The sequence below is a fragment of the Bradyrhizobium erythrophlei genome (assembly GCF_900142985.1).
Classification (GTDB): domain Bacteria; phylum Pseudomonadota; class Alphaproteobacteria; order Rhizobiales; family Xanthobacteraceae; genus Bradyrhizobium; species Bradyrhizobium erythrophlei_B.
Genome location: NZ_LT670849.1, coordinates 6,793,482 through 6,814,559, shown reverse-complemented (window position 1 = coordinate 6,814,559; position 21,078 = coordinate 6,793,482). Strand labels below are relative to the sequence as shown.

Here is a 21,078-nt window from a genome sequence, read left to right as displayed (position 1 = left end):
ACCGGAACCGGTTCCAGCATTGCGTGCGTTTCGCTATCAGTAGACGTCTTGCTGGAAGCGGCCCTTCTTCTTCAATTCCCCGATAAAGCTGACGGCCTCATCGGTGGACCGTGCGCCATGCTGCGCCACGATATCGACGAGCGCGCGCTCGACGTCCTTGGCCATCCGCTTGGCGTCGCCACAGACATAGACATGCGCGCCTTCGGCGAGCCAGCTCCACAATTCGCGGCCAACCTCGCGCATGCGATCCTGCACATAGAACTTCTTGTCGCCGTCGCGCGACCAGGCGAGCGACAGTCGCGTCAGCAGACCCGAGGTCTTCATGGCGTTGAGTTCATCGGAATAAAAGAAGTCGCAGCTCGACCGCTGATGACCGAAGAACAGCCAGTTGCGCCCCACCGAGCCGGTGGCCCTGCGGTCGAGCAGGAAGGCGCGGAACGGCGCAATGCCGGTACCGGGTCCGATCATGATGATCGGTATCTTCGAATCCTGCGGCAGGCCAAACCCGTGCGCTTTCTGCACATACACCTTCACCTCGTCGCCGGGCTGGACCCGCTCGGCAAGAAACGTGGAGGCGAGCCCGAGCCGTTTGCGCTTGCCGATCACGTAACGCACGCAGTCAACCGTCAGCGACAATTTTCCGGGTGTCGCGTTATGCGACGAGGAGATCGAATAAAGCCGCGGTTGTAGCGGCTCGAGCGCTTCGACAAACGCTTCCGGGTGCGGACGAACGCCGGAGAATTTTTGCAGGACCGCCATCACGTCGAGCGTCGCGGCATCGCCATCGGGGTCGTCGCCTTGCGCCAGCGCCCTTGCCTTCTCGCGCTGCGCGCCGCCGGTGATGAAGGAGATCAGTTCGAACAGGGAATCCGGCGCGGGGGCGAGCGAGACTTCATCGGTCAGCACCTCGCGCAGCGTCCGGCCCCGCACCTGCGTCGTATGGGAAGCGCCGAGCAGCGCGATGATCTGATCGACATGGCCGAGTTCGTTCTTGGCGAAAATGCCGAAGGAGTCGCCGACCTCGTAGTCGAGGCCACAGCCGGAAAGATCGAACTCGATGTGCCAGGTTTCTTTCTCGGAGCCGCCCTTGTTGAGCAGCCTTCGCGAGACGAAGGTTGCCGGCGCAGGGTTATCGCGGGAACGGCCGGGTTCGGCGACGGGTGCGGGCGCCGTAGGGGTTGTGGAAGGCGTCGATGCTGCGGCCGGAACCTTGTCGATCTCCTCATAGAGCGACTTCAGCATCCGCGCGGTTTCCTTGCCGCCGGGGACGCACAAATTCAACCGCCCTTCCGCCTTGCTCGAGATGGCCTCCGAATAGTCGTGGCAGTTGTAGCCGCACTGGCCGCAATCCTGTTGCGCCATCGCTGCCATCATGCGCCGCCGCAGTGGACGTCCCTCGGCGAGCTTCATGCGCTCGGCGATCGGAATTGTCTGGTCGTGCCAGGGGGCCTCGCCGTCATCGGCGTCCGCCCCTTGCATCACGGCAGCGCCCTGTTCGGCCGAAAGTGGCGTTGGTGCGTCGCTCAAAAGGCCGGCGAAGAAGCCATTGAGCCAGGAGCGTTGCGCCTCCGAGAAGGGTGCGCTCGACGGGATGATCTCGATTTTCGGCGGCGGCGTGATCTGGTTCATGAGGAGGTCTCCGCGTCCGCGAGCTTACGCAGGCTCTCGCCGTCGTGGCGGCGAGCGAATGTCAGGAAGGTTTCGGATGGATTGGCGCGATGTGCGAGATAGGCCTTGAGCAGCTTCTCGACTGTCTGCGGCGCGTCCTCGGCCTTGAGGTCGTGATAGACCTCGTGGCCGATGTCGGCGTCGGGCCCGAATCCTCCGCCTGCGAACAGATGATAGCCCTCGACCGTATCGTCGCTATCGCCGACCGGCACTTTGGCGGCGATCAGGCCGATATCGCTGATGTAATGTTGTGCGCAGGAATGGTGGCAGCCGGTCAGATGGATGTTCAGCGGCGTATCGACCTCGATGCGGCCGTCGCACCAGTCGCCGATCGCGGCCGCATGCGCCTTGGTGTCGGAGGCGGCAAACTTGCAGCCGGCGTTGCCGGTGCAGGCGATGAGCCCGGCGCGAATGTTCGAGGCCGTGATCGAAAGCCCGATCGCCTCGATGGCCTTGACCGCCAGTTCGACGTTGGTGTCGCTTACGCCTGAAATGAGCAGGTTCTGCCAGACGGTCAGCCGGATCTCTCCGTCGCCGAAATCGGCAGCGATTCTGGCGAGACCGCGCATCTGCTCGCAGGTCGCCTTGCCGAGCGGCAACGCGACCCCGATCCAGTTCAGGCCGTCCTGCTTCTGCTTGTGAACGCCAATATGAGCCATCCGGTCGAAGGCGGGCCGCGGCGCCATCGCTTCCGGCGGAACACGCGGCAGGGCATGGCCAAGTTTTGCTTCGACCAGTCCAAGGAATTTCTCCATGCCGATGTTGTCGATGACATATTTCAGGCGCGCCTTCAGGCGATTGGTGCGGTCGCCGGTATCGATGAAGGCGCGCACGATCGCGTCCGCCACCTTGGTGGCGTCCGCCGGTTTGACGATGATGCCGGTTTCCTTGGCAAAGTCCTTGTGGCCGGTGATGCCGCCGATCCCTAAACGAAACCACACTCCGGGTTCGACACCAAAGCCGTCCTTCACTTCGACGCCTGCGAAGGCGATGTCGTTGGTGTCTTCCAGCACCGCGATCCGGCCCGCGCCGTCGAAGGCGACGTTGAATTTGCGCGGCAATCCATAAAGCGAGCGGTCGTTGAGAATGTGAAAGTGCCACTCCCGGGCATATTCACGGGTATCGATCAGTTCCTGCGGATCGATGCCGGCGGTCGGCGTGCCCGTGACGTTGCGGATGTTGTCGGCGCCGGAGCCGCGCGAGCACAGGCCGAGGTCCTGAATGCCTTCGATCAGAGCGACCGCGTTTTTCGGCGGAATTTCGCGCACCTGAAGATTGGCGCGGGTCGTCACGTGGCTGAAGGGACCGCACAGCGGTTCGATGAGATCGGCGAGGCCGGCAAGCTGCCAGTGCTTGAGAATGCCGTTCGGAATGCGCAGGCGGCACATGTAGGAGTCTTGCGCAGGCGCGACGTAGAACAGGCCGTAATAGCGCCAGCGAAAATTATCGGCCGGCGACGGTGGCGCGTTCGTCAGCGCCTGCTGCTTCAGTCGCGGATAGGCATCAAAGGGATGTTCGTCGCGCTTGAACTTCTCCTGGTCGGCGAGCTTTTTGCCGGAGGCGAGAGCGAGGTCCTGCGCCTTGACGTGTGCAGCATCCGGTCCGGCCGGCTCCGCGTTGGCCTTGGCCGCGCCGCCACCGAGGCCGCGCCCGACCCGGCTGATCTGCAAGCCCGTCGTGAAACCCTCGAGGTAACGCTTCTGCTCGTCGGTAAACTCGACCGGGAGAGTGTCAATCTTCATGGCGCGCAACGAAGCTCCTGTGCCGCAGACTCGCGGCCTTCGGGGAAAAGGCACTTGGCGGAGCAAGCATCGGCCCGGCGGAAACCGCCGACCTCTGCTTCATCCGGCCCGACCAGCTTCGTTGCTGTGAAAGTCCATTGGACGAAAGCCAGCGGGCGTCAGCGTGCTGGCTGCACTGCAACATTCAAGTTGCGTGCCATGATGATTCCTTGATCGAAATATAGTTATTTCAATAGGTTATATAGAAGAAATGAAGTTCCGTTCGCCTAGGCGTTCTGCGAATCTTGGGCACCAAGCCTAAAAACTAGCCGATTCACGGGCCTGCCCGTTTTTGTCTCAACGCGGAGCTTCGATGCTATCCCTGCCCGGCCGCTAACGACGCGAAATAGGCTTCGATGTTGCCCGCGTCGAAGCGCGGCCCAGCAAAGGCGCCGAGGGCTTTGGAGCCCGGTTGCGGCAGACCGGTACTTCCGAGTGCAGCGCCATAGAGGTCCGGCCGGAACGTGTCCTGGGCGGCTTTGAGCGCCTCCGGGCTCATCGCCGTCTGACGCCAACGCACCATCTGCGCGTAGAGCCAGGCCGCCTGAACCGGATCAGGCACGGACGCTTCCTCGCGCGCGAACAGAATATATCGATCGCCTTCGCGGATAGTGCCGTCAGGGGCAATCTTCAACCGCCCCTCCAGCGTTCGCAGGATCACGCTGGCATCGACGCCGATATATTCGCTCCTCGCCAGAATCTGCGCGACTTCGCGCCGGTTGTCGGGCGCTTCCGCAAATTCGGCGGCACGAAACACCGCGCGAACCAGCGCTGACATCGTTTGCGGATTTTTCTCGGCCCATTGCTGGCGAACGGCCAGCACCTTCTCCGCCGCGCGCTGGAGGATGTCCGAACCAAAGTGCAGGATTCGGCCCACACCACGGTCGACCGCAATCGAGTTCCACGGTGCGCCGACACAGAATCCGTCGATCTGGCCGCTGGCGATGCTCTCGACCATGAACGGCGGCGGCAGCACAACCAGACGCACATCCTCGTCGGGATCGACGCCACCGGCGGCCATCCAGAACCGAAGCTGATAGTTATGCGTCGAAAACGGAAAGGTCATGCCGAAGGTTGGCGGTTCGCCGCCGCTTCGCCGCCGCGCGGCCACGACCCGCGACAGCGCTTTTGCGGTCGCCATCGGATCAAAGGGATCGCCGTCGATCTCCGCCATGATCGCCGCATGCAGCGCCGGCGACACCGTAATCGCATTGCCGTTGAGGTTTAGCGTCAGCGGCACGACCATCGGCACTTTGATATGTCCAAGCCCAAGGCTGGAGGCGATTGGAAGCGGGGCCAGAATATGCGCGGCGTCGAACAGGCCGATATTAAGCTTGTCGCGAACGTTCGACCACGACACCTCGCGAACGAGCTTCACGTCGAGGCCTTCGGACCTGGTAAAGCCCTTCTCGACGGCGGTGATCACTGCTGCGGCATCGATCAGGGGGATAAAGCCGATTTGGAGCGGGGTTGTCATTTCAGGAGCTCCGACGCCGTCAGGATCGACTGGGCGATTTCGCCGATTTTTTTCTTCTCACGCATGGCCGTCGATCGCAGCAGCACATAGGCCTCGTCTTCGGTCAGGCCTTTCAGTTTCATCAGGATGCCCTTGGCCCGCTCGATGATCTTGCGGTCCTCCAGCGCCGATTTGGCGCGGTCGAGTTCGTCCTGGAGCTTCGAGAAGGCGTTGAAGCGGGAGATGCAGAGATCAAGGATCGGCTTGAGGCGCTCTTTCTTCAGGCCGTCGACGATATAGGCGGAAACTCCGGCGTCGACGGAGGCCTGGATCGAAGCGGCGTCGCTTTGGTCCACGAACATCGCGATCGGCCGGCGCACCGCGCGGCTGACCTGGAACATCTGTTCCAGGATATCGCGGCTGGGATTTTCGAGATCGATGACGATGACATCGGGATCGAGCGCATAGATGCGGCTCAAAAGGCTTTGCATTTCCTCGATGCGCACGACGTCGGTAAAGCCCGCCTCCCGCAACCCTTCCTCGAGGATAGCGGCGCGGATCGGGCTTTCGTCGACAATTGCAATCTTGGGAGACGACTCGGCGCCCATCGTTCACCAGCTTCCGGCAGTGTATTGATAGCACGTCGAAATGGTCCGGCTCAAAGCCTTGTATTTGTGCACGATTGGGATTAGCTCGTGCCGAATTATCTGGACAGTTCAAAGATGTCGCAGGCCGCCGCGCCTAAAGTCAGTTTCGTTTCGCTTGGATGCCCCAAGGCCTTGGTGGATTCCGAGCGCATCATCACGCGGCTGCGCGCCGAAGGCTATGAGCTCGCGCGCAAGCATGACGGTGCCGATATCGTCATCGTCAACACCTGCGGTTTTCTCGACAGCGCCAAGCAGGAATCGCTTTCCGCGATCGGCGACGCCATGGCCGAAAATGGCAAGGTCATCGTCACCGGCTGCATGGGCGCCGAACCCGAGCAGATCGAGAAGGCCTATCCGGGTGTACTCTCGATCACCGGACCCCAGCAATATGAGAGCGTGCTCGAAGCCGTGCATCGCGCCCTGCCGCCCGCGCACAATCCGCATCTTGATCTGGTGCCGCCGCAGGGCGTCAAGCTGACGCCGCGGCACTACGCTTACTTGAAGATTTCCGAAGGCTGCAACAACCGCTGCTCGTTCTGCATCATCCCGAAACTGCGCGGCGATCTGGTGTCGCGTCCGGCCAACGACGTGCTGCGCGAGGCCGAGCGGCTGGTGGCTGCCGGCGTGAAAGAATTGCTTGTCATCTCGCAGGACACCTCGGCGTATGGGGTCGACATCAAATATGCCGCCACGCCATGGAAGGACCGCGAGGTCCGCGCGAAGTTCTTCGATCTGGCGCAGGCGCTCGGCGAATTCGGCGTGTGGATACGGCTGCAATATGTCTACCCCTACCCGCATGTCGACGAGGTCATCGGCCTGATGAACGACGGCAAGGTGTTGCCCTACCTCGATATCCCCTTTCAGCACGCAAGCCCGGAAGTTCTCAAAGCCATGAAGCGTCCGGCCGCGCAGGAGAAGACGCTGTCGCGGATCAAGAGCTGGCGTGCGCAATGTCCAGAGTTGGCGCTGCGCTCAACCTTCATCGTCGGCTTTCCCGGCGAGACCGATTCGGATTTTGCCGAACTGCTCGATTGGCTCGAGGGAGCGGAGATCGACCGCCTCGGTTGCTTCAAATACGAGCCCGTCGCCGGCGCACCGGCGAATGCGCTTGGCCCCGTCGTGCCTGACGAAGTCAAACAGGAGCGCTGGAATGCGCTGATGGCGCGGCAGCAGAAGATTTCCGCACGGCGTCTCAAACGAAAAATCGGCACCCGCCAGCAGGTGATGATCGACGAAGTCGGCCCAACCGTTGCCAAGGGTCGTTCAAAGGCGGACGCGCCGGAGATCGACGGGTCGGTTTACGTCACGAGCCGCAGGCCGCTAAAAGTCGGCGAGATCGTCACGGCGAAGATCGAACGCTCCGACGAATATGACCTGCACGGAACGGTCGCCGGATTTTAATGCCCTTGACAGTTCCTGCCGTTCGGCTGTATCAGCGCGCCTCATGATTTCGAACCGGACCATCGCCCGCGCCCGCTGCCGCCGTCACTCCTGTGACGACGATGGGGTGCGCCATGTCCGACGATCAAGCTGAAATAACCAAATCAGCAGCGTTTCGAGAAGGCCGCACCCCAAAAGGAGCGGCCTTCTTTCTTTTCGGCTGCCCTCTTACCCACGCTAAGGAGAGTTCGACATGACTTACGCCACGCATTCGTTCGACGCGCTGATGGAGATCACCGCCCGCCCGCCGATCGCCTTCGTGCGCGGCAAGGGTTCCTATCTCTGGGACGACAGCGGCAGGCGTTATCTCGATTTCATCCAGGGCTGGGCGGTCAACTGCCTCGGCCACTCACCGCCCGCGCTCATTGAAGCGATTGCGGAGCAGGCCAAGCGCCTGATCACGCCAAGCCCGGCCTATCATAACGACACCAGCGTAAAGCTCGCGACAGCGCTCACGGATCTGAGCCGCTTCGATCGGGTGTTCTTCGCCAATTCCGGCGCCGAAGCCAACGAAGGCGCGATCAAGCTCGCGCGCAAATATGGTTCTCTACGTAAAAATGGCGCGTATGAGATCATCACCTTCGAAGGCGGCTTTCATGGGCGGACGCTAGCGACGATGTCCGCTTCTCTAATCGGCCGTTAGGGGTCAAGCACTTTCAGACTATCCATGTTTGCGGTGTTGGTGTCGCCCACGGGCTCGTGCTTCTCTTCGGAATCGGCACCAAGGCCCTTCCAGTATGGGATTCGAAGACGAGGCGGAACAATCTTTGGGGCGGCCTTGCCGTCTTACAGACAGTGGGTCCAAGCGGACATACGAACTCACCTCATCCATCGTCCCGTGAGGGACATCATTCCACCGCTCGGTGGAACTCGAGTGTCCTCCTATCGCGTTTAATCCTGCTAGTCCTCACGCCGCTGTAACTTCCCGGCTCCATCGGAACTCGGTACCGTCAACCCAGATGCGGTGCATGATCACCGCCAACCGGCGCGCCAGCGCCACGATCGCCTTCTTCATCCCGCGGTGCCTGGCGATCTTCATGGCCCAGGCCTTGAGCCAGGACCACTTTGCCAAACGCACCAGCATGATATGAGCCGCTTCGTAGAGCATTGCCCGCATCATCTCGTCACCGCACCTTGATATGGCGCCGGGTCGGTCAATCTCGCCAGATTGATACCTGGAAGGCGTGAGCCCAAACACCGCCCCGACCGCCTTGGAGTTTCGGAAGCGGGCGGGCACGTCGACAGTTGCGCGATAGGTCAGTGCCACAACGGGACCAACACCCGGGATGGTCATCAGGCGCCGACACACATCATCATTCCGAACGATAGCCAGCAAGTGACGATGAAGAATGCCGATCTGCTCACGAAGCGTCCGCCGGACAATCAGCAGCGGTTCGACTAACTCAGCAAGATCCGGGAAGCTTTCGACAAGCTCCTTGATGCGCGCCTCGAACTTCACCGTTCCTACCACGCCCACCTTGAGGCCGAAGTTGCGCAAAGTACCTCGCAGGTCGTTATCGATGGCGATGGCCTTGGACTGCAGCAGTTTGCGATGGGTCAACAGCACTCGCAGTTTCTGACTGCGTAGCGTCTTCACATGCACCGGGCGATAAAGCCCCGCCCGCATCATCTGGGCCATACCGCGCGCATCGTTGCGATCCGTCTTGTTGATCTGCGCCTTCAGAACCGCCCGCATGTGCCGCGTCTCGACACAGATGACAGGCAAGCCTGCTTCGGCAAGCGCACCGAAAAGCCATTGCGACAGCGGCCCAGCCTCCAATCCGATCCGCTTGAAACGGTAGGCCGGGTTCCCCAGAACCCGCAGCAGAGCGTCTGGCTCGCTTGCTACCCTTAATTCCTTCGCGATCCTGCCCGTGTCATCCACAATGCAGACACTTGTCTCCTTGACCGATACGTCCAATCCAGCAAAATGGTCCATGCTGCGCTTCTCCTTCTGATGCTTGAGGCCGTTACCACGGACCTCGTTTCACCATCAGCCTGAAGCGCAGCACCCAAAATCTTCAGCTATCCACAAGCTGGGCCGGCCGATAACCCCATCTTCCGGCAAGAAGGCTTTTGAACCTCTGTTCGAGCCCAAGGTGTCCGGATTTCGTAAAGCACGCTGGCACGATCTCGCCTCCGTCGAAAAACTGATCAACGCCAACACGGTGGCAGTGATGCTGGAGCCGATCCAGGGCGAGGCCGGCGTCTGGCCGGCGAGCGACGAGTTCTTGCGCGAGTTGCGCGCGCTGACCTCCGCGCACGGCCTGCTTCTGATCTTCGATGAAATCCAGACCGGCATCGCCCGCACCGGCAAGCTCTTCCATTACGAGCATACGGGAATAGCGCCTGATATCATGACGCTCGGCAAGGGGCTCGGTGGCGGCGTGCCGCTCGCAGCGCTGCTCGCGACCGAGGCCGTGTCCTGCTTCGAGCATGGCGATCAGGGCGGAACGTTCAATGGCAACGCACTGATGTGCGCGGCCGGTCTTGCCGTGCTCGAACAAGTCGCGGCGCCGGCCTTCCTGAAGTGCGTAACGGAAACCGGGCTTTATCTGGAGAGCGAACTTCAACGGCTCTCGGCGCGTCACGGTCTCGGTGAAGTTCGCGGCCGGGGCTTGCTGCTAGCGCTCGATCTGCGGATGCCGATCGCCCCCTCGATCGTGGCCGATGCGCTGGACGCCGGTGTGCTTCTCAACGCGCCGCGGCCCGACAGTTTGCGATTCATGCCGGCCCTCAATGTCAGGCGTCAAGAGATTGATCTGATGATCGATTCTCTGGACGGACTACTGACCAAAGCGGGCGCGGCCCGTAGGGTCGCTTGAGCCCGAGCCTAGTTACGGCTTGAGGATCGACGCCCCGGTGGTGGCGCGGCTTTCGAGGTCGGCATGGGCCTTGGCGGCATCCTTCAGCGCGTAGGCGTGGTTGATCGGCACGTGCAGTTTGCCGTTGATGACGGCGGCAAACAGCGTGTCGGCGCCTTCGAGCAGTTCGTAGCGTTTGCCGATATAATCGTTGAGCTTCGGCCGGGTCGCAAACAGCGAGCCGTGATTATTGAGTTCGGCGATCGCAAACGGCGGCACCGGCCCCGACGCGCTACCGAAGCTCACGAACAGGCCGCGCGGCTTCAGGCACGACAGCGAACCCGGAAACGTCGTTTTGCCGACGCCGTCATAGACCACGTCGCACAACTCGTTGCGGCTGATTTGTTTGACGCGCGCGACGAAATCTTCCTCATTATAGAGGATGACGTGGTCGCAGCCGTTGGCGAGCGCAAGATCCGCCTTGGCCTTGGAGCCGACCGTGCCGATGACGTGCGCGCCGAGCGCCCTCGCCCATTGGCAGGCCAACAGACCGATGCCGCCGGCCGCCGCGTGAATCAAGACGCGGTGGTGCGGCTCGACCTTGAACGTCTTGTGCAGCAGGTACCAGACGGTCAGCCCCTTCAGCATCAGCACCGCGCCCTGCTCGTAGGTGATGTGATCGGGGAGCTTGACCAGCCTTTCCCAGGGAATGTTGCGTTCGGCGGCATAAGCGCCGAGGTTGACGTAATAGGCGACGCGATCGCCCGGATGAAAATTGGTTACGCCCGGACCGACCGCGACAACCTCGCCCGAGGCCTCGTTGCCGACGATGAAGGGCATGCCGGGCGCCTTGTAGAGACCGGTGCGATAGTAAGTATCGATGAAGTTCAGCCCGACGGCGTGCTGGCGAATGCGGATCTCGCCGGGGCCCGGCGGGGCCAGTTCGGTGTCCTCATAGACCAGGGCCTCGGGACCTCCCACCTTGTGGACCCGCACGGCTTTGGTCATCGCCCATCTCCTTTGTGCTTCGTTGTCGCGAGCGAATGACATCAAGGCCGTGTTGTCAACTCGGCACGTCCCAATCCCTAAATCTTAACCTTTGCTGCGATTGCGCCTGGCCAGCACGTTGAACAGCTCCACCATCGCGGAAAACGCAATCGCGAAGTAGATGTAGCCGCGCGGAATATGGAATTTGAAGCCGTCAGCGACCAGCGCGACGCCGATCAAAACCAGAAACGCCAGCGCCAGCATCTTGGTGGTCGGATGCTCCGCGACAAATCGCGACACCGGGCCCGAGGCCGCATACATCACCGCGCACGCGATCACGACCGCCGAAATCATGATCGCAAGTTCCTGCGCCATGCCGATCGCCGTGATAATCGAATCAAGCGAAAACACGATGTCGATCACCGTGATCTCGGCAATCACCTTGAAAAAGGCCGATCCACCGGAATTGGACCGCATATCCGGATCGGCTTCGACTTCACGATGAATTTCGTGGGTGGCCTTTGCGATCAGAAACAGCCCGCCGGCGATGAGTATGATGTCGCGCCAGGAAAACGCGACGTTGTTTACCATGAAGACGTCGCGGGTGAGCCCGATCAGCCATACGAGAAGGCTGAGCAACAGGATACGAAACAGCAGCGCCAAAGCGAGCCCGATCTGGCGGGCGCGCTTTGCCTGCTCGTCCGGAATCCCCGAGACGACGACCGAGATGAAGATGACGTTGTCGATGCCGAGAACGATCTCAAGCGCCGTCAGGGTCAACAGGGCAGCCCACGCTTCCGGGCTCGTCAGAAGTTCGATCATGCGTTGAGCGACCTGACGAAGCGAATGGCGCTATCACTCCCGACGACGTAAAGACCGATCGCGCAGAGCGCGACCGTCACTGTCGTACCGGGTTTGAAGTCGTAGATCAGCGTCACGATGGCCAACGCCGTGCCGGCGCCGATGAGGGACAATGTGAGCCGGCGCAGGCGGACGACGCGGACGGGATGAACGACGTAGAAGGGCATGAAGGTAAGAGCAATCAAGGCCGCGACCGAAAGGCTGGATGCTGTTGGCGGCCACTGCAACAGAAACAGATAAAACGCGGCAATGTTCCACAAGCCCGGAAAACCGCGGAAATGATTGTCGTCCGATTTCATGCGGCGATCGGCAAAATACAGCGCTCCCGAGACCGCAATCCCTGCCCCGAGCACAGGCGCGGCGATCGGCCACAGCAGGCCGCTGGCGGTGATGGCGTAAGCCGGCACGAAGACATAGGTGACGAAATCGACCACCAGATCGAGCACCTCACCCGACCAGTTCGGCTGGAGCCGTACGACGTCGAGACGCCGCGCCATCGGGCCGTCGACACCGTCGATGACGAGCGCGGCGCCCAGCCACCAGAACATCGCCGTCCAATGTTCGCGAACGGCTTCGAGCATCGCGAGCAGCGCCACGCCTGCACCTAGAGCCGTGAACACATGCACGGAAAACGCGGCGGCGCGCCGGCCTGCCGGGGCTTCCGTGTGCGGAGGTTCGATCTCTTGATCCATCGGTGAAAAGCGCGCCCGTTTGCGGACACTGCTAACAGGAATCGCCCGGTTTGCACATCTCCAACGCGGGCTTGAAAATGCCGCAGGGAATGTCAAATGTCAGGGCTATGAACGGGAATTCTTCTGTCTATGACGTTGCGGTGGTCGGTGCGGGACCGGCGGGCTTGTCGGCCGCGATCGCTATCGCACAATCGGGCACACGTACCGCATTGATCGCCCGGCACCTGCCTTACGGCGACAACCGGACGACGGCGCTTCTCGGGGGTTCGATCGACTTTTTGCAGGCGCTCGAGGTGTGGCCGCATTGTCGGGACATGGCGGCCGAACTCAGAACCATGCGGCTGGTCGACGACACGGGCAGGTTGATACGGGCGCCGGAGGTCAAGTTCACCTGCGATGAAATTGGCCTCGACGTGTTCGGATACAACATCGAGAATCGTGTGCTGGTCGCAGCGTTGGAAGCCCGCGCCGCTGCGATCGACAACCTCGCCCGGCTCGACGATGACGCGGTCGCCATCAACCCCTCGGACGATTTCGTTGCGATTGACCTGGCTCGCGGCGGATCGATTTCGGCCCGCCTTGTGGTCGGCGCTGACGGCCGGCATTCGCTATGTCGCGAGGCCGCCGGCATTGCGGTCAAACGACGCGAGCTTCATCAGGCGGCGCTGACACTCAATGCCAGCCATTCCCGCCCGCACCACAATATTTCAACCGAATTTCATACCCCGCAAGGCCCGTGCGTTTTTGTCCCGTTGCCCGGCAACCGCTCCAGCGTGGTGTGGGTATCGGAGCCCAAGGAAGCCGATCGTCTGATGGCGCTCAGTGACGAGGAGCTGTCTGATGCAGCCGAGGTGCGCGCGCATTCGGTTCTCGGCAAGATGCAGGTCGAGCCTGGCCGAAGCCAATTTCCGCTTGCGATCGAACAGCCTGCGACGTTTGCCAAGGCCCGGATCGCGCTCGTCGGTGAAGCCGCGCACGTACTGCCGCCGATTGGCGCGCAAGGCCTCAATATGGGGTTGCGTGATGCGGCCGACATCGCTGAAATCGTGCGCGATGCTTTGGCCGCAAGCGAAGATCCAGGTTCACCGGCGGCGCTCGGCCGCTATGCTGCCGCACGGCGGCCCGACGTTGTGAGCCGTACGTTTGTGGTCGACATGGCGAACCGCTCGCTGTTGAGCGCGTTTCTGCCAATGCAGTCGCTTCGCGCCGCCGGATTGCATCTGATCGGCTCGTTCGGACCGCTGCGGCGGCTCGCCATGCGCGAAGGGTTGGCGCCGTCCTGGCGCACGCCTCAACCCAACCGCAGCGGCGCTACGGAAACACCAGCCGTCCGCTCTGAATGATCCACATCGCCGTCGTCAGTGTGATGACGGATGCAAATGTTCCGATCATCACCGCGACCGACGCGGGTTCGATCCAGGCGTCGTTCTGACGGGCGATGACGAAGACGTTCAATGCGGGCGGCAGCGATGCCATCAGCACCGCCGTGAGTGCCCACGAATTCGGGAATGGGCCGAGTAACAGCATCAGCGCGAACACGATCAGCGGATGGACGAGAAGCTTCACCGCGACCACCGCAGGTACTTCCCATGGCACGCGGCCGAACGGGCGAAGCGCGACGGTAACGCCCAGCACAAACAGTGCCATCGGGGCGGCGGCGTTTTGCAGGAACGACAACGTGTTGTCGATCGCGACCGGTGGATGGAAATGAAATGCGGCTGCGAGCGCGCCCGCACAGGCCGACATGATCAGAGGGTTGAGGACGATCTGTTTGACCAGGAGACCGAGCGCATGCAGCCAATGGTGCTCGCTGTGGTCGGTCAGGGCGATCAGGAGGGGAACGATCGAAAACAGGAAGATGCTGTCGCAGCAGAAAATCAGCGCGGTCGGCGCGGAAGCCTTGGCGCCGAGAACCGCCAGTGCGAGCCCCGGACCCATATAGCCGATATTGCCGTAGCCGCCGGCCAGTCCGGCGAGCGTCGCGTCGCGGAACGAGATTTTTCCGACCAGCCTCCCGGTTCCCATGGCGAGAAAGAACGCGAGCGCCGTCCCACAGGTGGTCGCAATCAGAAATGGCGGGTTGTTGAGTTCTTCAAACGGCGTCCTTGAAGTGATTCCAAAGAGCAGCGCCGGCAGAGACACATACAGCAAAAAGAAATTCATCCAGGCCAGCCCCTGCTCTGGCAACCGGCGAAGCCTGCCGCAGACAAAGCCGATGAAGATCAGGCTGAAATAGGGAAGCGCAAGATTGAGAACGTCGGCCATGCAGGTGCGGTCAATCGGAGCTTTGAGCGGGGTCTTTTCGTCATGTTCGCCCCGACTTGCCGCTATGCGTGGGATCAGTGGCTAACGTTAATTCGCGGGCTAGCCTCTAGCATCGGACCCCGTCATGGTCTATCGACGAGCTATGATCAAAACGCGTACCGCCAAGTTCCAGATCGGGCAGATCGTCCGCCACCGGATCTTCTCGTTCCGTGGCGTGATTTTCGATATCGATCCGGAATTCAACAACACCGAGGAATGGTGGCTGTCGATCCCTGAAGAGGTCCGCCCTCACAAGGATCAGCCGTTCTACCATCTGCTCGCGGAAAATTCCGAATCCGAATACGTCGCCTATGTCTCGGAGCAGAATCTTTTGCCCGACGACTCAGGCCAGCCGATCCGGCATTCGCAGGTCTCCGAGATTTTCGTGAAGGACAAGTCCGGCGGTTATCGCCCGCGCAATCCGTCGCTCAACTGACCTCGCGCAATCTGCAAAAGAAAAAGGCGCTCGGTTCGAGCGCCTTTTTTTGTTCACGATGTGAGAAAACTTACTTCGCGGCCGGAGCAGCGGCCTGACCACCGCCAGCTTCGAGCTTCTTGCGGGCTTCCTCGGCGCGCTTCTGCAATTCCTCTTGCAGCTTCTTCTGGTTCTCCTCGAACACCTTCGGATCGGTCGGAGGACCGTCATAGGCCTTGGCGAAATCGGAAAGCGGCAGCGCGAGCGTCACCGGCTGGCCGTTGGAGCTGATCGCCTGAACAACGAGGTTCTGCCCCTTCTTCATGTTGCCGAGCAGTTCGGGGGTCACGTCATAGTCGGACATGCAGCCGTTCTGGAAACAGATCACATACGGGCTCTGTGCCGGCTGATTGCTGTCGACGATGATGCGGGTGCCGTGAACGAGCAGCATGCCGAGCGGCAGCGTGACGCGCAGAATCTTCTTCGGCTCGCCTTCCGGTTCGATCACGACGGCGGCAACGACCGGCTGACCGGACTCGATCCGGCCGTCCTTGCCGGTGAAGCAGACTTGCTTGGCGCCGGCGTCCTGGCCCTTGAGACAGAACTTCGTCCACGGTGCGTAAATCAGTTGGACCTGCTGGTCTGCGGGCGGGGCAGCCGGTTGGCCGGCCGCAGCCGGTGGGGCGCCCTGCGGGGCCGGAGCGGGCGCCGCCGGGGCGGCCTTCTGGGCGGCCTTCGGCGCGGCCGGCGCCTTGGGCGCGGCCTTGGGCGCCGCCGGAGCGGCGGGGGCCGGCGCCGGTGCCTGGGCCCACACGTCGGTCGCAAGGAACGTGGCGCCCAGGGCTGTCGCCGCCATCAAGGCGAAAACGCGCCCATGCGGCCAGGCTGGCGCGGCCAACATACGGAAATTCATTGCGGAAAACCCTTTCTGAACGGAAGCGCCGAAAACCGCTAAAGGCACTGAAACCCTGCCATTTTGGCGGCTGTCTCCTTGCCAATTGAGGCGGATGCGTGACAAGCCCCTGCCCGATTGGTCAATTGGACGCCTTCATACAGAGGCCGACGAAAAGATCAATGCCGAGGTCGCGCGGAGCGTGTCACGGTGGGAACCGGGCCGTTGTGGTACAGGAAAGTGTGAGCCAGACCCAATCAAATCGACGCGCCAATGGGTGGATTCCGGCGCATCGATGCATCGCAGCCGCACTGTGCATGGTTGCGGTTGGGGCTGCTCCGTCCGGTCACGGCCGAGCCTTTGCCGCCGAAAGTCATGCGATCGCCATGCACGGCGAGCCGGCGCAGCCCGCGACATTTGCCCATATGCCCTACGTCAATCCCGATGCGCCGAAGGGCGGACGGCTGGTCGAGGGGCTTGTAGGGACCTTCGACAGTCTCAATCCGTTGATCGTGCGGGGATTGGCCGTCCCGCAGATCAGGGGATTCGTGGTCGAGAGCCTGATGGCGCGAGGCTATGACGAGGCCTTCACGCTCTATGGCCTGCTTGCCCGAAGCGTCGAGACCGATGAGGCGAGAAGCTATGTCACCTTTCGCCTCGATCCGCGGGCGCGCTTTTCCGATGGCAAGCCGGTCACCGCGGACGACGTGCTGTTCTCCTGGACGCTGCTGCGCGACAAGGGACGCCCCAATTACCGCTCGTACTATGCGAAAGTTGCCAAGGCCGAGGCGCCGGATTCGCTGACGGTGCGGTTCGACTTTGGCGGGACGCAAGATCGCGAACTGCCCTTGATCCTCGGCTTGATGCCGATCCTGCCCCGGCACGCCGTCAACTCCGCCACCTTCGAGGAAACCTCGATGAAAGCTCCGCTCGGCTCGGGGCCGTATCGCGTGAGTACGGTCAATCCGGGCGTCAGCGTGACGCTGACACGCAATCCGGAGTATTGGGGACGTGATTTGCCGATCAATCGCGGCCTGTGGAATTTCGACGAGATCAGGCTCGATTTCTATCGCGAGGCCAACGGCCATTTCGAAGCCTTCAAACGCAGCCTCTACGATTTCCGCGTCGAGCGGGAGCCGCTGCGCTGGCACGACGGATATGATTTTCCGGCCGCGCGCAACGGAGAGGTGATCCGCGACACCATCAAGACCGGAGTACCGCAGCCGTCCGAATTTCTAATCTTCAACACCCGGCGGCCTGTCTTCGCAGACATTCGCGTCCGTCAGGCGCTCACCCTTCTGTTCGATTTCGAATGGATCAATCGGAATTACTTCTTTGGGCTCTATGGCCGCGCCGCGGGTTTCTTCGCAGGCTCCGAGCTTTCGGCCGACGGCCGCGCCGCCGATGACCGCGAACTTGCGTTCCTGAAACCTTACGCGTCGCAGATTCCCCCAGACATTCTCGACGGCACCTACCGTCTGCCGGCCACCGACGGCTCGGGGCGCGATCGCACATCCTTGCGCGAGGCACTGAATTTGCTGTCGCAGGCAGGTTACGAACTCGACGGCACCATCCTTCGGCAACGCGCCACGAGAACGCCGCTGACTTTCGAAATCCTGGTGAATACGCGCGATCAGGAGCGCATCGCGCTGGCGTTTTCACGCGACCTCAAACGCGCCGGCATCGAGGCCAAGGTCCGCGCGGTCGACGCCGTGCAGTTCGACCAGCGCCGCCTCGGATACGATTTCGACATGATCCAGAACCGCTGGGATCAGTCACTGTCTCCGGGCAACGAGCAGTTCTTTTATTGGGGCAGCGAAGCGGCCGGCAACCCGGGCACGCGAAACTATATGGGCGCCCGGGATCCGGCGATCGATGCCATGATCAACGGCATGCTGGCCGCACGGTATCGCAGCGCGTTCGTTTCGGCGGTGCGCGCGCTCGATCGGGTGCTGATCTCGGGCTTCTACGCCATCCCCATCTTCAATGTCCGGGAACAGTGGGTCGCGCGGTGGAATCGGATTGAGCGTCCGGGAATCACAGCTTTGACAGGCTATCTTCCGGAAACCTGGTGGTATCGGGCGCAGCAATCGAAGTAGGCTCGTAGATACCGATTCGCACCCGAACAGACTTCCGTGATTCAGACCCACGTATCGCCAACGCTCGACGGATTGTTCCAGAGAATCCTGGCGCGTCAGCCCGACGCGTTGGCGTTGATCGATCCCATCAACAGGGCCCGCATCACCGGCCAGGCGCCGCGGCGAATGACGTTTGCGCAGGCCGACCGCGCGATTTCGGCATTGGCTGCCCATTTCATCGAAGCCGGCCTGCCGGTCAACTCGGTGATCGGTGTACAATTACCGAACACGATCGAATTCATGCTGACGGTGCTTGCCGCTCATCGTGCCGGATTGATCGTGGCGTTGCTGCCGCAGCTCTGGCGGCAGGCCGAGCTGACGGCGGCACTCAACCGCACCAGCGCGCGGGCGATCGTGACCTCGGCCAAGATCGACGGCGTCAGCCACGCCGACCTTGCCATGAACGCCGCCGCCGAGGCGTTTTCGATCCGCCATGTCTGCGGCTTTGGCGAAGATTTGCCCGAGGGCATGGCCTCGCTCGACCTCGCCTTGAGGAATGGATCGTTGACCGAGCGTCCCGTGGTTCAGGACGGGCGCAAGGCCGCGCTGATCTCCTTCGACGTCACTGCCGACGGCATGCGTGCGGTGCCACGCACCCACCTCAACCTGATTGCCGGCGGCCTCGCCGTTTTCCTGGAGAGCCGAATACCCCAGGGCGCGCGGCTGATGTCTGCATTCGCGCCAACCTCCTTTGCAGGAATCACGTCGTCGCTGCTGCTCTGGCTACTGTCCGGCGGGACGCTCGCTTTGCATCATCCCTATGACGGCGAAGTGCTGGAACGGCAGATCAACGAATGTGCTTGCGACACGCTGGTGGCGCCAGCCGCAATGGCGCTGCGGCTCACGGATGCCGACATGGCCGCACGCCTGCCGGCGTTGCGCCATGTGATCGGTCTGTGGCGCATGCCGGAACAGGTCGCCTCCAGCTCGCAATGGACCGCCGAGCATGCAAGGTTCACCGACGTTTATCTATTCGGCGAGGTCGGACTGTTCGCAGCGCGCCGGACCGCCGATGGCACGCCGGTCCCGATCATGCCGGGGCCGCATGGCGCGCCACGCGACGTGCCCGGCACCGCGACCGCTGGCGAGACGCTGCTGACGCCCAAGGGCACATTGGCCCTGCGGGGACCGATGGTGACGGTGGCAGCCTATGCACCCCCGCCTCCGGCAGCCGATTCATTGATCAGCCAGCCCGCGCCTCCCGACTATGCCGACACCGGCTACGCGGTGCGCCTCGATCGCTCCTCGGGCGCCATCTGCATCACGTCGCCTCCATCGGGCATCGTCTCCGTTGGTGGCTACCGCTTCCTGTCGCAGGATCTTCAGGAATGGGCCAAGCGTCTGGGACAGGGCGCGCTGCTCACGGCCCTGCCCGATCGCCTCTGCGGCTTTCGTCTCGCCGGACGCGCCCAGGACAATGCGCGCGGCCGCGAGGCATTGACCGAACTCGGGCTTAACCCGCTGATGGCGGAAGCTTTTCGGGACCGCACGATCGTTGGCTGATCCCTGGCGGTCCGATTCTAACATTCGCACCCCTGCTCGGCGGGCACTTTTGCGAATGTTAGAATCAAAAGACCACCAGCAAACATATGTTTCTAGTGGAGTTTAAGATTTGACATTCGCCTAACAGATCCGCGGACAGCAGGGTAGCGAATGTCAAATCCACTCCACTAGCCTCGGCCGTTTGTTGACAAGGCATTAAGACCGCCAAACTAGGATCGCGCCAGGCAACAGCGTTGATCCCACATGTCCATGCAGCAAGGTCCGATCATTGTCGTGTCCGATGACAAGCGGCCGGCGTTCATGGCCGCCCTTGGCGAGGACACGACGTTTCCGGTCGTTGAGACGACCTGGGCCGAGGCTTCGCTTGCGGTTGCGCAACTCCATCCGGCGATCGTTCTCGCCGCCGCAACGGAAAGTGCCGGCCTCAAACTCGACGCGCTCGCCAGACAGGTCGGTGACATCACGCCCTATCTTCCGCTGCTCGTGATCGAGCCAAAGGGCACTTTGCCGGAAAACGCTATTCCGTTCTCGAAAGGACATGGCAGTTGGGACCGCCTGCTGCCGCGTCTGCGGGCGGCGCTCCGAGTTCGAACTCTCCACACGACCGTCCTGCGCCGGCAGGACGCTCGGGCGACGAAAACGGCGATTCCCGAAATCGATCCGGTGCGCGATGCAACCGTGCTTCTGGTTGGACGCGCCGGCGCCTATCCCGCCCTTTCCGTTGCGCTCGGCGAGCGCATGGGCGTTGTCGGCGCGTTGAGCATCGAGGCCGCCGCCAAACATCTCAATACCCGCGATATCGACGGCGTCGTGCTCGGCGAAGGCTTTACCGACCGTGTGGCCGATGCCTTCCTGACGGTGCTTGGCGAAGATCCGCGCTTTCGCCATTTGCCCGTCGTGGCGACCCTTGCGGGTCTGGTGCCATCCTACGAGTTGCCGAACCTCGAAGTCATTGCCGGCGATCCCGCTTATGTGGCAGCCAATGCCCTGCCGCTGATCCGCCAGCACGCCTTCGAAACCCATTTGAGCCGCGCGCTGCGGTCGATCGATGCCGGCGGGCTGCTGGACCCGTTGACGGGCCTGCTGACGACAGCCGCATTCGATCGCGACCTCGCAACGGCCGTTCGCCAGACACTCGCCGAAGGCGGCGGTTTGTCGGTGGCGCGTTTTGTTTTCGATCCCGCCAATTCACGCGCGAAGTTCGACGGCGCGCGGCTGCTCAGCCGGCTGATGCGGCAAATGGATTACGGAACGCTCCGGGACGATGGATCGGCGTTGGTCGCGTTCGCGGAGACGGATTTGCGCACGGCGCATGTCATCGCCCGCCGCCTCTTCAGCGTCATGCGGCATACCGCTTACGACAACGAGGGCGCGCGGCGGAACGAGCCGACGGTGTCGGTCGCGACGCTGATGCCGCAGGATACCGTACAATCCCTGCTGGCCCGCCTCGACGACAAAGGCCACCGCGCGGCGTCGTAAAGGTTCCAAAT

Annotated in this window: 16 protein-coding genes and 2 pseudogenes; 8 read left to right on the top strand and 10 right to left on the bottom strand. The window is 62.1% G+C overall.

Annotation, left to right across the window (positions count from 1 at the left end; translation table 11 throughout):
* Window positions 1–36: 36 nt before the first annotated feature.
* The 4 genes from BUA38_RS32745 to BUA38_RS32730 all read right to left on the bottom strand — a co-directional run bounded on the left by BUA38_RS32745 (window position 37) and on the right by BUA38_RS32730 (window position 5,513).
* Window positions 37–1,629 carry a sulfite reductase subunit alpha gene (locus tag BUA38_RS32745; RefSeq protein WP_072824608.1) on the bottom strand — a complete coding sequence of 531 codons (1,593 nt, stop codon included), beginning with the start codon at window positions 1,627–1,629 and terminating at the stop codon, window positions 37–39.
* Window positions 1,626–3,410: a NirA family protein gene (locus tag BUA38_RS32740; protein WP_072824606.1), complete on the bottom strand. Its 1,785-nt coding sequence runs from the start codon at window positions 3,408–3,410 to the stop codon at window positions 1,626–1,628. Before BUA38_RS32740 ends, BUA38_RS32745 begins: the two co-directional genes overlap by 4 nt.
* Window positions 3,411–3,765: 355 nt before the next feature.
* Window positions 3,766–4,926, bottom strand: a complete 1,161-nt coding sequence (locus BUA38_RS32735; RefSeq protein WP_072824604.1) for a CmpA/NrtA family ABC transporter substrate-binding protein — start codon at window positions 4,924–4,926, stop codon at window positions 3,766–3,768.
* Window positions 4,923–5,513 carry an ANTAR domain-containing response regulator gene (locus BUA38_RS32730; protein ID WP_072824602.1) on the bottom strand — a complete coding sequence of 197 codons (591 nt, stop codon included), beginning with the start codon at window positions 5,511–5,513 and terminating at the stop codon, window positions 4,923–4,925. The genes BUA38_RS32735 and BUA38_RS32730 overlap by 4 nt, the downstream gene beginning before the upstream one ends.
* Window positions 5,514–5,627: 114 nt before the next feature.
* Here BUA38_RS32730 and rimO point away from each other — a divergent pair, with 114 nt between their 5' ends.
* Both rimO and BUA38_RS32720 read left to right on the top strand, forming a co-directional pair.
* Entirely contained in the window at window positions 5,628–6,953 is a 1,326-nt protein-coding gene (gene rimO, locus BUA38_RS32725; protein WP_072824600.1) for a 30S ribosomal protein S12 methylthiotransferase RimO, read from the top strand.
* A 232-nt stretch (window positions 6,954–7,185) separates the two neighbouring features.
* Window positions 7,186–7,620: pseudogene (locus BUA38_RS32720) on the top strand (aminotransferase class III-fold pyridoxal phosphate-dependent enzyme); the annotation flags it as partial.
* A 279-nt stretch (window positions 7,621–7,899) separates the two neighbouring features.
* Here the strand turns inward: BUA38_RS32720 and BUA38_RS32715 are convergent.
* A complete protein-coding gene (locus BUA38_RS32715; protein WP_072824598.1) occupies window positions 7,900–8,931 on the bottom strand; it encodes an IS110 family transposase in 1,032 nt (343 codons plus the stop codon).
* 118 nt (window positions 8,932–9,049) lie between these two features.
* Between BUA38_RS32715 and BUA38_RS32710 the strand changes: the two are divergent.
* Window positions 9,050–9,817 (top strand): annotated as a pseudogene (locus BUA38_RS32710) (aminotransferase class III-fold pyridoxal phosphate-dependent enzyme); the annotation flags it as partial.
* 12 nt (window positions 9,818–9,829) lie between these two features.
* Here BUA38_RS32710 and BUA38_RS32705 read toward each other — a convergent pair.
* The 3 genes from BUA38_RS32705 to pcsA all read right to left on the bottom strand — a co-directional run bounded on the left by BUA38_RS32705 (window position 9,830) and on the right by pcsA (window position 12,336).
* On the bottom strand, window positions 9,830–10,804 hold the full coding sequence (locus BUA38_RS32705; RefSeq protein ID WP_072824596.1) for a quinone oxidoreductase family protein: 975 nt from the start codon (window positions 10,802–10,804) through the stop codon (window positions 9,830–9,832).
* Window positions 10,805–10,888: 84 nt separating this feature from the next.
* Window positions 10,889–11,605, bottom strand: coding sequence for a TerC family protein (locus tag BUA38_RS32700; RefSeq protein ID WP_072824593.1), 717 nt, complete (start codon window positions 11,603–11,605; stop codon window positions 10,889–10,891).
* Window positions 11,602–12,336 (bottom strand): phosphatidylcholine synthase, encoded by a 735-nt coding sequence (pcsA, locus tag BUA38_RS32695; protein ID WP_072824591.1) that lies wholly within the window; start codon window positions 12,334–12,336, stop codon window positions 11,602–11,604. Before pcsA ends, BUA38_RS32700 begins: the two co-directional genes overlap by 4 nt.
* A 107-nt stretch (window positions 12,337–12,443) precedes the next feature.
* Between pcsA and BUA38_RS32690 the strand changes: the two genes are divergently transcribed.
* The gene (locus BUA38_RS32690; RefSeq protein WP_072824590.1) at window positions 12,444–13,679 is read left to right on the top strand and encodes a UbiH/UbiF family hydroxylase; all 1,236 of its coding nucleotides are present in this window, start codon (window positions 12,444–12,446) and stop codon (window positions 13,677–13,679) included.
* On the opposite strand, the gene BUA38_RS32685 is transcribed toward BUA38_RS32690, so the two are convergent.
* On the bottom strand, window positions 13,648–14,601 hold the full coding sequence (locus BUA38_RS32685) for an AEC family transporter (protein WP_072824588.1): 954 nt from the start codon (window positions 14,599–14,601) through the stop codon (window positions 13,648–13,650). The genes BUA38_RS32690 and BUA38_RS32685 overlap by 32 nt on opposite strands.
* A gap of 142 nt (window positions 14,602–14,743) precedes the next feature.
* On the opposite strand from BUA38_RS32685, the gene hspQ reads away from it, so the two are divergent.
* Entirely contained in the window at window positions 14,744–15,076 is a 333-nt protein-coding gene (hspQ, locus tag BUA38_RS32680) for a heat shock protein HspQ (RefSeq protein ID WP_072824586.1), read from the top strand.
* A gap of 70 nt (window positions 15,077–15,146) precedes the next feature.
* Here the strand turns inward: hspQ and BUA38_RS32675 are convergent, their stop codons facing one another.
* A complete protein-coding gene (locus BUA38_RS32675; RefSeq protein ID WP_072824584.1) occupies window positions 15,147–15,968 on the bottom strand; it encodes an invasion associated locus B family protein in 822 nt (273 codons plus the stop codon).
* Between the two features lie 296 nt (window positions 15,969–16,264).
* Here BUA38_RS32675 and BUA38_RS32670 point away from each other — a divergent pair, with 296 nt between their 5' ends.
* The 3 genes from BUA38_RS32670 (at window position 16,265) to BUA38_RS32660 (ending at window position 21,067) form a co-directional block, all read left to right on the top strand.
* On the top strand, window positions 16,265–18,046 hold the full coding sequence (locus BUA38_RS32670) for an extracellular solute-binding protein (RefSeq protein WP_083587861.1): 1,782 nt from the start codon (window positions 16,265–16,267) through the stop codon (window positions 18,044–18,046).
* A gap of 36 nt (window positions 18,047–18,082) precedes the next feature.
* A complete protein-coding gene (locus BUA38_RS32665) occupies window positions 18,083–19,588 on the top strand; it encodes an AMP-binding protein (RefSeq protein ID WP_072824582.1) in 1,506 nt (501 codons plus the stop codon).
* Window positions 19,589–19,831: 243 nt separating this feature from the next.
* Window positions 19,832–21,067 (top strand): GGDEF domain-containing protein, encoded by a 1,236-nt coding sequence (locus BUA38_RS32660; protein ID WP_244553119.1) that lies wholly within the window; start codon window positions 19,832–19,834, stop codon window positions 21,065–21,067.
* Window positions 21,068–21,078: the final 11 nt, after the last annotated feature.

Coding starts and splice junctions, on each gene's coding strand:
- rimO (WP_072824600.1), top strand. CDS start 5,628: ATGTCGCAGGCCGCCGCGCCTAAAGTCAGTTTCGTTTCGCTTGGATGC.
- BUA38_RS32745 (WP_072824608.1), bottom strand. CDS start 1,629: ATGAACCAGATCACGCCGCCGCCGAAAATCGAGATCATCCCGTCGAGC.
- BUA38_RS32730 (WP_072824602.1), bottom strand. CDS start 5,513: ATGGGCGCCGAGTCGTCTCCCAAGATTGCAATTGTCGACGAAAGCCCG.
- BUA38_RS32675 (WP_072824584.1), bottom strand. CDS start 15,968: ATGAATTTCCGTATGTTGGCCGCGCCAGCCTGGCCGCATGGGCGCGTT.
- hspQ (WP_072824586.1), top strand. CDS start 14,744: ATGATCAAAACGCGTACCGCCAAGTTCCAGATCGGGCAGATCGTCCGC.
- BUA38_RS32740 (WP_072824606.1), bottom strand. CDS start 3,410: ATGAAGATTGACACTCTCCCGGTCGAGTTTACCGACGAGCAGAAGCGT.
- BUA38_RS32735 (WP_072824604.1), bottom strand. CDS start 4,926: ATGACAACCCCGCTCCAAATCGGCTTTATCCCCCTGATCGATGCCGCA.
- BUA38_RS32685 (WP_072824588.1), bottom strand. CDS start 14,601: ATGGCCGACGTTCTCAATCTTGCGCTTCCCTATTTCAGCCTGATCTTC.
- BUA38_RS32705 (WP_072824596.1), bottom strand. CDS start 10,804: ATGACCAAAGCCGTGCGGGTCCACAAGGTGGGAGGTCCCGAGGCCCTG.
- BUA38_RS32715 (WP_072824598.1), bottom strand. CDS start 8,931: ATGGACCATTTTGCTGGATTGGACGTATCGGTCAAGGAGACAAGTGTC.
- pcsA (WP_072824591.1), bottom strand. CDS start 12,336: ATGGATCAAGAGATCGAACCTCCGCACACGGAAGCCCCGGCAGGCCGG.
- BUA38_RS32660 (WP_244553119.1), top strand. CDS start 19,832: ATGTCCATGCAGCAAGGTCCGATCATTGTCGTGTCCGATGACAAGCGG.
- BUA38_RS32700 (WP_072824593.1), bottom strand. CDS start 11,605: ATGATCGAACTTCTGACGAGCCCGGAAGCGTGGGCTGCCCTGTTGACC.
- BUA38_RS32670 (WP_083587861.1), top strand. CDS start 16,265: ATGGTTGCGGTTGGGGCTGCTCCGTCCGGTCACGGCCGAGCCTTTGCC.
- BUA38_RS32690 (WP_072824590.1), top strand. CDS start 12,444: ATGAACGGGAATTCTTCTGTCTATGACGTTGCGGTGGTCGGTGCGGGA.